13 protein-coding genes, 1 tRNA gene and 1 pseudogene are annotated in these 12769 nt (G+C 59.3%); 3 read left to right on the top strand and 12 right to left on the bottom strand.

All coding sequences use genetic code 11. The features are described 5' to 3' along the window. Positions 1-147 precede the first annotated feature (147 nt). Complete coding sequence (gene desA / locus AC1RO5_RS21070; RefSeq protein WP_493177406.1) at positions 148-1329, top strand: delta-9 fatty acid desaturase DesA; 1182 nt, start codon at positions 148-150, stop codon at positions 1327-1329. Between the two features lie 253 nt (positions 1330-1582). Then, complete coding sequence (locus AC1RO5_RS21065; RefSeq protein WP_493177404.1) at positions 1583-2572, top strand: GGDEF domain-containing protein; 990 nt, start codon at positions 1583-1585, stop codon at positions 2570-2572. Positions 2573-2760: 188 nt separating this feature from the next. Here AC1RO5_RS21065 and AC1RO5_RS21060 read toward each other — a convergent pair whose 3' ends face one another. From AC1RO5_RS21060 to gabD, 3 genes are all read right to left on the bottom strand, one after another. Continuing rightward, complete coding sequence (locus tag AC1RO5_RS21060) at positions 2761-3975, bottom strand: HDOD domain-containing protein (RefSeq protein WP_493177403.1); 1215 nt, start codon at positions 3973-3975, stop codon at positions 2761-2763. A 136-nt stretch (positions 3976-4111) separates the two neighbouring features. After that, on the bottom strand, positions 4112-5389 hold the full coding sequence (gene gabT / locus AC1RO5_RS21055; protein WP_493177401.1) for a 4-aminobutyrate--2-oxoglutarate transaminase: 1278 nt from the start codon (positions 5387-5389) through the stop codon (positions 4112-4114). A gap of 175 nt (positions 5390-5564) precedes the next feature. Then, positions 5565-7007: an NADP-dependent succinate-semialdehyde dehydrogenase gene (gene gabD, locus AC1RO5_RS21050; protein ID WP_205887049.1), complete on the bottom strand. Its 1443-nt coding sequence runs from the start codon at positions 7005-7007 to the stop codon at positions 5565-5567. Between the two features lie 349 nt (positions 7008-7356). Between gabD and AC1RO5_RS21045 the strand changes: the two genes are divergently transcribed. After that, a tRNA-Arg gene (locus AC1RO5_RS21045) sits at positions 7357-7433 on the top strand. Positions 7434-7509: 76 nt separating this feature from the next. Here AC1RO5_RS21045 and AC1RO5_RS21040 read toward each other — a convergent pair. From AC1RO5_RS21040 to AC1RO5_RS21000, 9 genes and pseudogenes are all read right to left on the bottom strand, one after another. After that, a complete protein-coding gene (locus AC1RO5_RS21040) occupies positions 7510-7818 on the bottom strand; it encodes a type II toxin-antitoxin system RelE/ParE family toxin (protein ID WP_493177399.1) in 309 nt (102 codons plus the stop codon). After that, positions 7815-8114: a type II toxin-antitoxin system prevent-host-death family antitoxin gene (locus AC1RO5_RS21035; RefSeq protein WP_019581695.1), complete on the bottom strand. Its 300-nt coding sequence runs from the start codon at positions 8112-8114 to the stop codon at positions 7815-7817. Before AC1RO5_RS21035 ends, AC1RO5_RS21040 begins: the two co-directional genes overlap by 4 nt. 309 nt (positions 8115-8423) lie before the next feature. Further along, positions 8424-8606: pseudogene (locus tag AC1RO5_RS21030) on the bottom strand (type II toxin-antitoxin system HicB family antitoxin); the annotation flags it as partial. Then, a complete protein-coding gene (locus tag AC1RO5_RS21025) occupies positions 8603-8755 on the bottom strand; it encodes a type II toxin-antitoxin system HicA family toxin (protein ID WP_493177458.1) in 153 nt (50 codons plus the stop codon). The gene AC1RO5_RS21025 and the pseudogene AC1RO5_RS21030, both read right to left, overlap by 4 nt. A gap of 99 nt (positions 8756-8854) precedes the next feature. Beyond that, the gene (locus tag AC1RO5_RS21020) at positions 8855-9124 is read right to left on the bottom strand and encodes a hypothetical protein (protein WP_019581692.1); all 270 of its coding nucleotides are present in this window, start codon (positions 9122-9124) and stop codon (positions 8855-8857) included. Positions 9125-9144: 20 nt separating this feature from the next. Beyond that, a complete protein-coding gene (locus AC1RO5_RS21015; RefSeq protein WP_493177397.1) occupies positions 9145-9765 on the bottom strand; it encodes a hypothetical protein in 621 nt (206 codons plus the stop codon). Next, complete coding sequence (locus tag AC1RO5_RS21010; RefSeq protein ID WP_230174042.1) at positions 9762-10343, bottom strand: RNA polymerase sigma factor; 582 nt, start codon at positions 10341-10343, stop codon at positions 9762-9764. Before AC1RO5_RS21010 ends, AC1RO5_RS21015 begins: the two co-directional genes overlap by 4 nt. 8 nt (positions 10344-10351) lie before the next feature. After that, positions 10352-12085 carry a vWA domain-containing protein gene (locus tag AC1RO5_RS21005; RefSeq protein ID WP_493177395.1) on the bottom strand — a complete coding sequence of 578 codons (1734 nt, stop codon included), beginning with the start codon at positions 12083-12085 and terminating at the stop codon, positions 10352-10354. An 88-nt stretch (positions 12086-12173) separates the two neighbouring features. Then, on the bottom strand, positions 12174-12734 hold the full coding sequence (locus AC1RO5_RS21000; protein ID WP_493177393.1) for a YbhB/YbcL family Raf kinase inhibitor-like protein: 561 nt from the start codon (positions 12732-12734) through the stop codon (positions 12174-12176). Between the last annotated feature and the right edge of the window lie 35 nt (positions 12735-12769).

Here is a 12769-nt window from a genome sequence, read left to right as displayed (position 1 = left end):
CGAGCGTCCATGTCCCTACAAAATAGGGTGGAATTATAGATTAAAGAAACATCCGGCCACTCTTATCTGAAAGGGCGACTGGTTTTATCTGTGGGCTAAGTGATAATGCGACGGCTGTTTTTTTCTTTATCGAGGGTCCTATAGGCTATGTGGTACGAAGGTTTTCTTGGCTTATCGCCCTGGTCACTGGTGGCAGTCACCCTGCTGATGACCCACGTCACGATCGTCGGTGTCACGGTCTATCTGCATCGCTATTCAGCCCATCGCTCACTTGAGCTCAATGCCGGCCTGAAACATTTCTTCCGCCTCTGGCTGTGGTTGACCACGGCGCAGAACACCCGCGAGTGGACCGCTATCCACCGCAAGCATCACGCCAAATGCGAAACCGTCGATGACCCGCACAGCCCGGTCATCAAGGGGTTGTCCACCGTTCTGCGCAAAGGCGCCGAGCTGTACCGCGCCGAAGCGGAAAACCCCGAGACCCTGCGCATCTACGGCAAGAACTGCCCCGAAGACTGGATCGAACGCAACCTCTACAGCCGCTTCCCGCTGCTCGGCGTGGCGATCATGGGCGTCATCGACCTGCTGCTGTTCGGCACCATCGGCATCACCATCTGGGCCATCCAGATGATGTGGATCCCGGTCTGGGCTGCCGGCGTGGTCAATGGCCTGGGCCATGCCATCGGCTACCGCAACTTCGAATGCCGCGATGCGGCGACCAATCTGGTGCCCTGGGGCATCCTGATCGGCGGCGAAGAACTGCATAACAACCATCACACCTACCCTAACTCGGCCAAACTGTCGGTGAAGAAGTGGGAATTCGACCTCGGCTGGGCCTGGATCCAGGTCTTCAGCTTCCTGCGCCTGGCCAAGGTCCAGCGGGTTGCGCCGATCGCCCACCGTGTCGAAGGCAAAGGCAACCTGGACATGGACACCGCCATGGCGATCCTCAACAACCGCTTCCAGATCATGGCCCAGTACCGCAAGCTGGTAATCGCGCCGCTGGTCAAGCAAGAGCTGGAAAAGGTCGATCACTCGGTCCGTCACCAGTTCCACCGGGCCAAACGCCTGCTCTCGCGGGAAACCAGCCTGCTGGACGACAAGCACCACATGCGCATCCAGACCATGCTCGAGCACAGCCAGGCGCTGAAGGTAATTTACGAGAAACGCCTGGCCCTGCAGCAGATCTGGGTCAAGACCAGCTCAAATGGTCACGACATGCTGGCCGCCATCAAGGATTGGGTACACGAGGCCGAGGCCAGCGGGATTCAATCCCTGCGTGATTTCGCCGACCAGCTGAAAACTTACTCCCTGCGCCCTGCCACCTGACCTGTAGGAGCTGCCGCAGGCTCGGGCCGCGTTCGGACGATCTTTTGATCTTGAAAGAGCAAAATCAAAAGATCGCAGCCTGCGGCAGCTCCTACAAACGCGTCGCCAGTACCGCCCGGCGGGAGCAAGCTCCCTCGCCACATAAAGCGGGAACTTCGCCCCAAATCTCCTATCTCAAAGACACTTCGCCATCCAGGCGGGCTTTGTGTTGGCCGCTGTCGAAATAGCGGCACGCCCTTTGAGATTTGTGCCGATGGTCAATAAAAACCTACAAGACACATCCCTTCCACAGTGGCCCGAGGCCGCGCAAACGCTGATGGCGCTGATGCATGCCCAAGGCGAAGTAGCGCGCCTGAGCGAACGCGAACAGCTGTTCAGCTCGCTGCTGGTCAGCGTCAACGCCGTGCTTTGGGCATTCAACTGGGAAACCCGCCATGTGCTCTACGTCAGCCCGGCCTATGACCGGATCTTCGGCCGCCCCGCCGGCCTGTTGCTGTCCGACTACAACCACTGGCGCGACAGTGTTTATCCCGACGATCTGGACTACGCCGAGCGCAGCCTGGCGCAAGTGCTGGTCAACGGCGCCGTTGAAGACCGCGAGTACCGCATCATTGCCGCTGACGGCCAGGTGCGCTGGCTCAGCGACAAGTGCTTCATCAACCGCCAGGCCGAGCCGGGCCAACCGACGATCATCGTTGGCATTGCCGAAGACATCACCGAAAAGAAACAGATGGAAACCGAACTCCACCGCTTGGCCACCACCGACGTACTGACCCAAAGCAGCAACCGCCGACACTTCTTCGAATGTGCCAATCGAGAATTCGAGCAGGCGCGCTCGCAAGGCAAGCCGCTGGCCTTCCTGCTGCTGGACATCGATGACTTCAAAGTGATCAACGACACCTACGGCCATCCGGAAGGCGACAAGGTGCTGCAACGCATCGCCGAGAGCGGTCGCGCGGCCCTGCGGCGTGGTGATCTGTTCGGGCGGATTGGCGGTGAGGAATTCGCCGCGGTGTTCCCCGGTTGTGCACCGGACATGGCCATGCAAGTGGCCGAGCGCCTGCAACGGGAGATTCAGCGGTTGAGTTTCAGCCATGACGACCAGACGTTCGGTATCACCGTCAGCCAGGGCCTGACCAGCCTCACGCCCGAGGATGAGAACCTCGACAGCCTGTTCGCCCGCGCTGATGCGGCGATGTACCAGGCCAAGCGCCAGGGCAAGAACCGGATAATCTCCAGCTGAGAACTGTCTGACGCTGATGCCACCTGTGGCGAGGGGGCTTGCCCCCGTTCGGTTGCGCAGCAGCCGTGAAACCAGAGAGCGCGGTATTCCTGACAGAGCGAGGTTGCAGAATTCAGGACTGCTTCGCAGCCCAACGGGGGCAAGCCCCCTCGCCACAGAGCCTCGCTCCTACAAGATTGGCGTCTGGCTTATTTTTTGCGCAAACGCATCAGCTCCGGCAATCCGATCTTGAGCAACCGCGCCGTGCGACTCTTGGCCAATGCCTCGATCCCCTCATGCTCGGTCAGGCGCGCCAGTTGCGCGGCCATGTTCATCACCAGCGCTTCGCGGGAGTAAACCCCGCCACCGAGCTGATAAACCGCCGCAATCAGCTCACGCAGCTCCAGTGGCAGGCGCCAGCGGGTACGCAGCGCCGAACCGTAGGCCGCGCCGAATTCGGCCAGGGCATCGCCGACTTCCTCCCATTCATCCAGCTCACCGCCGGCCTGCTTCCACTCCTGCAAACACCGCAGCAACGCCAGATCGCCGAGGCGATGCAGCATGCCCGCGCAATAACAGCGCTCCTGATCCAGATCCAGCAAGCGCGCCAGCGTCCGCGCGTATTCGGCGGTGTGCAGGGACAATTCCCAATAGCGCTCGGCATAGTCCGCCAGTTGCGGATCACTGAGCCGGGCACTGCGTTTGAGGGCAAGGCCCAGAATCAGGTTCATGCTTTGCCCGGTGCCCAAGCGATGCAGCGCCTGCGACAGGGTTTGCACGGCGGCGCCATGATGCTGGGCCGCGCTGTTGGCGGCGGCAATAAGGACAGCGGTGACTTGTGGATCGGTGCGGATTTCGTCTTCCAGTCGCGTCAGGTCGAGGCCATTGGGATTGAGGCTGCGCTTGATCGCCACCTGCACATCGGTCATCAGCGGTGCACCGTCCGCCAGTTCGCGCCGCCGTTCCAGATACACCGACAAGGTCATGCCCGGCGCCAATGACGGCACCTCGCAAGACACCTCTTCACCGGCGTTCAACAGCAAATCCTGCAGACGCTGGGTCAGGTTTTCCATGTCCAGGGGTTTGGTCAGGTACGCCGTGGGCGCCAGAGGCAAGGCTTCACGCACGCTGGCGCTGTCGTTGCGGCTGCTCATCAGAATGAACGGCAACGGCGGATTACGTTTGCGCTGACGAACGCTGCGCAACACATTCAGGCCATCGACGCCGGGCAACTCCCAGTCGACGATCACCAGGTCATAAGGATTTTCCGCCAACAGCTGCAGGGTCTCCTGGCCATCGGCACACAGGTCCAGCCGCGCGTCACAGCGCACATTCAACAACACCTGCTTGAGCAGGTCGCGGGACCAAGGGTCCGCCTCGGCAATCAACACTCGCGGTACAGCGGGTAACACCACAGCAGTCATCTGCACACTCCAACGGCAATGCTTGCACCTTAGTCAATGCTGGCCATTCGATACAGCCCAATTGCCCCTGATGTGTTTCAAGGGACATAAAAAAACCCGCCGAAGCGGGTTTTTTGTCGATCAGTTCACAAACGGATCAGAGCTCGGCGAAGCACTCTTCGATGATCGCCAGGCCTTTGTCCAGTTGCTCGTCCGGCGCGGTCAGCGGTACCAGCACGCGCAGAACGTTGCCGTAGGTGCCGCACGACAGCAGGATCAGACCCTTGTCGCGCGCCTTGGCCACAACGGCTGCTACAGCAGTCGGGTTCGGCTTGTGGGTGTCGCCGTTTTCGAACAGCTCGACAGCGATCATTGCGCCCAAGGCGCGGACTTCGCCGATCACCGGGTACTTGGCCTGGATAGCTTTCAGGCCAGTCACCAGACGCTCGCCAACCGCTTTGCAACGGTCCAGCAGGTGCTCTTCTTCAAACACTTCCATTACGGCCAGGGCCGCGGCGCAAGCGATCGGGCTACCGGCGTAAGTGCCGCCCAGGCCGCCCGGAGCGATGGCGTCCATGTATTCAGCCTTGCCGCACACACCGGCCAGCGGGAAGCCGCCAGCGATGGATTTGGCGAAGGTGGTCAGGTCGGCGGCAACGCCCATCTGTTCCATGGCGAAGAAGGTGCCGGTACGGCCAGCGCCCGTTTGCACTTCGTCAGCGATCAACAGAATGCCGTGCTGGTCGCACAGAGCGCGCAAACGCTTCATGAACTCTTTAGGCGCGACGTAGAAACCGCCTTCGCCCTGCACCGGCTCGATGATGATGGCAGCGATGTCACGCGGCTCGGCGTCGTTCTTGAAGATGCGCTCGATGCTGGCGATCGAATCGTCGATGCTCACACCGTGCAGCTCGTTCGGATACAGCGCGCGGAAGATGCCGCCAGGCATCAGGCCCATGCCGGCCGAGTAAGGCACGACTTTACCGGTCAGGCCCAGGGTCATCATGGTGCGACCGTGGTAAGCGCCAGTGAACGCGATCACACCGGCACGGCCAGTGGCGGCACGGGCGATCTTGATGGAGTTTTCCACGGCTTCGGAGCCGGTGGTCACCAGCAGGGTTTTCTTGGCGAAATCACCCGGTACCTTGGCGTTGATTTTTTCGCACACTTCCACGTACGGCTCGTAGGCCAGAACCTGGAAGCAGGTGTGGGTCAGCTTGTTCAGCTGCTCGGTGACGGCGGCGATGATTTTCGGGTGCACGTGACCGGTGTTCAGCACGGCGATACCACCGGCGAAGTCGATGAACTCACGACCTTCAACGTCGGTCACGGTAGCGTTCTTCGCGGAATCGGCGAAGATCGGGTGAATCTGGCCAACACCACGCGGTACAGCAGCGGTGCGGCGGGCCATCAAATCAGCGTTAGTCTTGCTCATACATTCCTCATTCGCCGCTCATCGGTCGGCGTGGTTCAAGGATTAAGCGGCGGGGAAGCAACTACGGCAGCATGCGATGATCGACTGCCACAGCGTTCCCGGCCACAGAGAAAATTCCGTTTGAAGCGCGCAAAGGGACAGCGCTCTCGTGCCCTTTGCGCTTGAAGCAATGGACTCAGATACCCAGGCAGAGGTATTTGATTTCCAGGTAATCTTCGATGCCGTACTTGGAGCCTTCACGACCCAGGCCCGACGCCTTGATGCCGCCGAACGGCGCGACTTCGTTGGAGATCAACCCGGTGTTGACGCCGACCATGCCGTATTCCAGGGCTTCAGCCACACGGAACACACGGCCCAGGTCACGAGCATAGAAGTACGACGCCAGACCGAACTCGGTGTCGTTAGACATCGCGATCACGTCGGCTTCGTCTTTGAAGCGGAACAGCGGCGCCAATGGACCGAAGGTTTCTTCCTTGGCCACGGCAGCGTTGTTCGGCACGTTGGTCAGGATGGTCGGCTCGAAGAAGTTGCCTTGCATGCTCTTGCCACCCGCCAGCACGGTAGCGCCTTTGCCGACGGCGTCAGCAATGTGCTCTTGAACCTTGGCCACGGCTTTTTCGTCGATCAGCGGACCAGTGGTGGTGCCGTCTTCCAGACCGTTGCCGATCTTGAGTTTGGCCACGGCCACTTTCAGCTTCTCGGCGAACGCGTCGTACACCGAATCCTGAATGTACAGACGGTTGGCGCAGACGCAGGTCTGGCCGTTGTTGCGGTACTTGGAAATGATCGCGCCTTCGACGGCCTTATCCAGGTCTGCGTCGTCGAACACGATGAACGGCGCGTTGCCGCCCAGTTCCAGCGAGACTTTCTTGATGTCCTTGGCGCACTCGGTCATCAACTGACGACCGATTTCGGTCGAGCCGGTGAACGACAGTTTGCGCACGATCGGGTTGCCGGTCAGCTCGCTGCCAATGTCGCCGGCGCTGCCGGTCACCACACTGAACACGCCGTTCGGAATACCGGCACGCTGAGCCAGTTCAGCCAGAGCGAACGCGGAAAACGGGGTTTGCGAAGCAGGCTTGAGCACCATGGTGCAACCGGCGGCCAGGGCCGGGCCGGCTTTACGGGTGATCATCGCGGCCGGGAAGTTCCACGGGGTGATCGCAGCGGTCACGCCGATTGGCTGCTTGATTACGATCAGGCGCTTGTCTGGCTGGTGGCCCGGAATCACGTCACCGTAGATGCGCTTGGCTTCTTCGGCGAACCATTCGATGAAGGACGCGGCGTAAACGATTTCGCCCTTGGCTTCGGCCAATGGCTTGCCCTGCTCCAGGGTCATCAGGCGAGCCAGGTCGTCCTGATTCTCGATGATCAGCTCGAACCAGCGACGCAGCTTGTTCGCGCGCTCCTTGGCGGTCAGTGCACGCCAGGCCGGCAGCGCTTTGTCAGCAGCTTCGATCGCACGGCGGGTTTCGGCAGCGCCCATTTTCGGCACGGTGCCCAGAATTTCGCCCGTTGCCGGGTTGTTGACCTTGATCGTCTGACCGTTGTCCGCATCGACCCAAGCGCCATCGATAAAGGCTTGCTGGCGGAACAACTGGGTGTCTTTAAGCTGCATGTCGGCTTTCCTTAACAGCACCGCGGCCAGCGCGGAGCGAATTATGATTGTAGAAAGGCGCCTTATAGGCTGCCGTCAGGGAAATCATTCACCGGGCTGAAGCACATAAATAGCGCACTGATCGAACTCGTGCGGTTCAGCACCCAGACAAGAGCGTTTGAAATCTCAAACGAATCCTAGGATCAAAGGGGGTAAAGGACAATAGGCTGTTCGAAAAAAAGAACGAAAACGCCGCATTTGCCTATTTTTTCTGATCAACGTAGCAAACGCAGGTTACGCTTTGGAAAAACGCAGATGATTCAGCAGCATGGACGCCTGCAGCGCATATGAGTATCATGGCGCCCGCATTGCACCAGTAGCTCAGCTGGATAGAGTACTGCCCTCCGAAGGCAGGGGTCGTGGGTTCGAATCCCGCCTGGTGCACCATATGTAGAAACGAGAAAGCCTCAGGCCGTTGGGTCTGGGGCTTTTTTGTGGGTAAGCCATTTTCAATGGTTTGGGTCTAGTGATCAGCGCTGCCTGATTCGAATAGACGTCCAACGTCCCTTGCGGCATGCAGGACACGCTCAATCTGAACATCGCCCTCGAAAAGACTATAAAAGATCAAATATCGGCCGTGGGAAATCATTCGCAGCCCTCTGGCATAGTCATCTCGGGGAATACCTTGATTAGGCTGATCCAGCAGCCGAGCACAGCACACTCGTAGCTCACCAACAAAAATCCGAGCTCGACCCGGATTGTCACGGGCAATGTAGCGGGCGATTTGCTGCAGATCCTCTCGTGCCAGTGCGGAGAAAAACAGTTGTCTCATGGGCGCTTCTGCTCTGCTTCGACCTCATCAATGAGCGCATCAAGCTCGGCAAACACGGTATCGGCAGCAATGGCCGGACGTGGGTCATTGCGGCTGGTCGCAATAGCTACACATATTTCTGCGGCTCGTAATCTATCCAGGAGCTGCTGATAAGCGGCGTGCGGCAAAAGGTAGGCAGCAGGACGATTGTGGTTGAGAACGGCAACTGGCTCTGAGCCTGCTTGCTCAATCACAGTACTTGGGCTGCGTTTCAGCTCGGTAATACTGACCGACCGACTCGCAAGTAATTGCTCCATGACGGCTCCAAAGGTACAAAAAATAGTACCTTATAGTGCTCGTTTTTCCGAACAACGGTCAACGTGCAACTGACCGGGGCCATCTGCCCCACAAAAAACCATCGAAACGGGTTTCCTATGCTGTCGTTAAATCGAGATTGCTAGTCAAATGACCGGCAAATGAGCGGTAAATGAGCGGCACGAGCAAAGGCGACTGAAACAGCATTTTGGCCAGTTGCTGCCTGCTGCCAGGCCTTGTTCAATCAAATGACCGTCAAATGACGATCATACCCAGCCGGGTACAAAGCGATTGGCGCCCGGTCTCCATCAGAGCTTGGCGCAAGTTTCCAAATAATCAGTGACGGCCTCTTCAAATGCGTTTTGAAGTTCCTGTACTGACACGCCATGAAATCCAACGACATCTCTAATACCAGCAATATGACCGACAAACAGGCCATCTTCCTCGCTGTATTCAATTCGGGCGGCATAGCCTTTGTAATTCATTACGTTCATTCGGTGACTCCTGATTGCTCAAGGAAAGCGCGAACCTGGTAGGGCTTTGCTTCTTTGTCCGGGTGTGTTCGATGAAAGATGCCGACCACACCGTTGAGCTCAAAACGTACCCGGAACCCAACACGATTGGTAAGGCGGAAAAATCCCAGGCAATAAAAAACCCCTGAGCAGTCTCAGCACCGAAGCGCATCAACCGACAGGGGCCATCAACATTTCTTTAATGGCAAAAAACCGCCAAAGCGGTTTTTTCATTCTGTCGTCCAATCAAACTCGTCGTATTCATCATCGTCTTCTTCGTCCTCGATCAACTCATCATCAAGAACGTCTTCCTCAAGATCATCTTCTGCCTGCTTCGCCAGAAGAAACTCCTTACGGCTCTCAGTCACAGCTCGCCGCAGTTCCTCACCCTTCACCGGGCAGTTGAGCATTTGGGCGATGCGGTCGATTTTTTGGGCCACGGCATCCTCCAACGCATCGGCTATAGGCTGATAGTGCGCGCTTTCGGGGGTTGTTGCCAAATCGTCGACCGCTGTTCAGCTCATTTTTTCTGCAAATCCTTGAGTTTGGCTGCAAGGTTTTCCTTGGGAAAGCGCTTGTGCAATGTCGTCATCAGCGCCTCGGCGGCTTGGGTTTGTCCGGCGTCTTGCAGGCGTATCACCTCACGTAATTGATCATCCAGTGACTTAACCGGCGCGGCGGCGCGTTTGCTGAGTTTGGCTTCGTCGGCCATTTCGCTGTTGATCGACTCTCGTTGCATCGGCGCGGAAAACTCCGCCATTGGCGCAGCCGGTGCGGGCGCGGACAAAGCCTCAACCGGTGCGGCCTGGGAGCGGGCAGCGGCTTCCGGTTTGGCGAGCGGTGCGGAGGCTTTGGGCGCAGGTGCGAAGTCGTAACTCGGCAGTTGTTCCGGCGTGCGTTGCACCAGTGCCAGCATCAGCGCAACCCCGACCAGGCTTGCGAACGCGACTTGCCAGCGGGGCTGTTGGCAGGCTCGGAGCCAGCGTTGCCACAGGTTTGGTTTCGGCTTGGGGGCTTCTCGGTGTGCGGTGGCGAGGATGAAGGCGTCGAGGTGCGCCGGTGGTTCGCCGCTGCTGTGATCGCGAAAATGCTTGAGCATTTCATCGTCGGGCGATGACGGTGTTTGTTTGGCGTCAGTCATGTCAGTACCTCCTCGGCCAGCAGCCGACGCAGTTTTTGCTGGGCGTAGCGCAAGCGGCTTTTAACGGTTTCCAGCGGTGTTTCGGTAAGAGTGGCGATCTGTGGCAGGTCGAGGTCGCCGTGGGCGCGCAGCAGGAACACTTCGCGCTGGTCGGCGGGCAGGGTTTGCAGGGCGGTTTCGAGGCGTTGACCGTCGCGGCTCAGGCTCAGCAGTTGTTCTGGGTCGGCAGCGTCATCGATCAGGGCGTGAGCCTGTTCGTCGTAGCTGTCGTGCAAGGGGTTGTGGATGCCATGTTTGCGCCAGTGATCGATCAGTCGGTTACGGGCAATCTGGTAGAGCCAGGTACGAAAGTTCGCCCGGCCTTGTGGCTGACTGGTGCTGCGGATCAGGCTCAGCCAGGTTTCCTGGTACACCTCTTCGGCCAGTTCGGGTTTGCCACTGAGGCCGAGGAGGAATCGATACAGGCCCTGGCGGTGGCGGGCGTACAAAACTTCGAACGCCGGCCCGTCGCCCGAGCGATAACGCGCCAGCAGCGATTCATCGCTGCTGGCGGTTGAGCTGATTGCAGGATCGGACATGTCAGCTTTCACTCTATCCGGTTGTCATTGGGCGGTTGATTGGAGGCGGTGGAGGTTCGCAGGCTCTGCGCCAGTTCTACTAATTGCACGAATTCACCGCGCAGGCCGAATTGGTCATCACCCCGAGCGCCACGGGCCAGGGCTTCGGTGTCTTTCAGGCTGAAATTACCGGTGTAACGCCCATCCTTGAGCTGCTGGGAAAAGGCAGCGACGGCGGCGGCAAAGCGCAGATCATTGCTGGCGGCCAAGAGCTTGCCAGCCTCACCCTTCAGTATTGGCCTTTCGATCAAGCGACTGTTCCCACCTTCCGGCAACTGATAACGCACCCGCAGCATCGCCAATTCTCCGGTTTTTGCGGAAACATCGACCGCAGATTTGCCATAGCGCAACGGTTCCAGCCAGCCCTTCTCGCCCTTGGGCACAATTTCGTACAGCGCCGTCACCGTATGCCCTGCGCCGATTTCTCCGGCGTCGACTTTGTCGTTGCTGAAATCCTCACGTTTCAGGGCACGATTCTCATAGCCCAACAGCCGATATTCACTGACCTGTGCCGGGTTGAACTCCACCTGCAGCTTCACATTTTTCGCCACCACCGCGAGGGTTGAGCCGAGTTGATCCACCAGCACTTTGCGCGCTTCGCGCAGGTTGTCGATGTAGGCGTAGTTACCGTCGCCGGCGTCAGCCAGTTGTTCCATCAGGTGTTCATTGTAGTTATCCACACCAAACCCCAGGGTGGTCAGGGACACGCCAGTCTTGCGTTTATCCACAGCCATTTGCTTGAGGCTGTCGAAGTCGCTGATGCCGACGTTGAAGTCACCATCAGTGGCCAGCAGGATGCGGTTGATGCCTTTGGGGATAAACGCCTGTTGCGCCATTTGGTAAGCCAGTTCGATACCCGACGCGCCGGCGGTCGAGCCGCCCGCAGTCAATTGATCGATGGCGGTACGAATTTTCGCTTTTTCCCGTCCGGAAGTCGGCTCCAGCACCACGCGGGATTCTCCGGCGTACACCACCAGCGAAACCCGATCTTGCTCGCGCAGTTGATCGACCAGCAATTTCAGGGTGCTTTTAACCAGGGGCAAGCCTTCGCGACGGTCCATGGAGCCGGACACGTCCACCAGAAACACCAGGTTCGCCGGGGCCAGTTCCGCCACCGCGCGATCAGACGCCTTGATGCCGATGCGCAGCAATCGGGTATGCGGGTTCCAGGGCGACGGCGCCAGCTCGGTGGTTACGCCAAATGGCGAGCCGTCGGTGGGCAAGGCGTAATCGTAGGGGAAGTAATTGACCATTTCTTCCAGCCGCACCGCCCCTTCCGGAGGCAAACGCCCCTGATTGAGCAAGCGCCGGACATTGGCGTACGCGCCGGTATCGACGTCGGCGCTGAAAGTCGAGACCGGCGCTTCGGCCACGCTGTGAATCGGGTTATCGGCCAGCGCCTGATATTGCTCGCGCTGTTCATCCCGATAGCCCTGTGGATAAGCCTCACCGGCCGGCATTGGCGCGAAGGCGACCAACGGGCCCGGTCGTGCGCTGCGCTTGGCCATCGCGGTGTCTGCCATGACCGCCTCGCGCACCAATGCTTCAGTTTTCGGCGCATTTTGCGCCGGGGGCGCAACCGCTACCGGGTTGCCCGTCTCAGAGGGTGGCGTGGATGAACCGCCGCAACCGGCAACGGCCAGCAATAACCCGGCGGCGAAACCCTGGGCGGCCGGGCGGAGGAAATGCAGAGGGAGGGACATGGGGGGCTGACCTCAGGAGGAAATTGACTCATTCATCCTCTGAGACGGACAGCCCGCCGGGTTCGGGTTAAGCCGAAGTGAAAAATCTTCAGCGGTGATAACGCCGCACCACGCTGCTGTTTTTCAGCACATGGCCTTTGATCTGATCCAGCAACTGCGCGCGGGTCAGGCCGGCAGGCAAGGCCTCTGGCGCCAGGTCCAGGGCGTAGATCTGGAGGATGTAGTGATGGGAGCTGTCACCGATGGGCGGGCACGGGCCGATGTAGGTAGTGGTGCCTTTGATGTTGGTGCCACCTACGCCTTCAAGGGTGGATTTAGTGCCGAAACCGGCCGGGATCTGCCGCGTCGTGGCCTTGATGCCATAACGAATCCAGTGATCGACGCCCAGGCCTTTCTGGCCGTCCGGGTCGTGCATGACGATGGCGTAGCTGAGGGTGCCCTGGGGGCCGGCGTTCCAGCTCAGGGCCGGGGACTGATTCTTGCCGCCGCAACCGCTGGCATCGCTGGCCTCCGCCGACGTGAACAGCCGATTGTCCGAAACGCCGGGGATGCTGAGGGTGAAACGCTCCTGGGCCTGCGCCGGCAACTGCACGCAAAGGGCGACTGCAACGGCCGCCAGCCAAGGGTTCAAAGAGGTCAATCGGGTCATACCGGAGCACCTTGTGCGGGGTGGGGCCGTCGTCG

The organism is Pseudomonas sp. GW822-FHT02G04, assembly GCF_058802085.1.
Note: the sequence above shows the minus strand (reverse complement) of the source record. Positions and strands in the feature narration are given on the sequence as shown.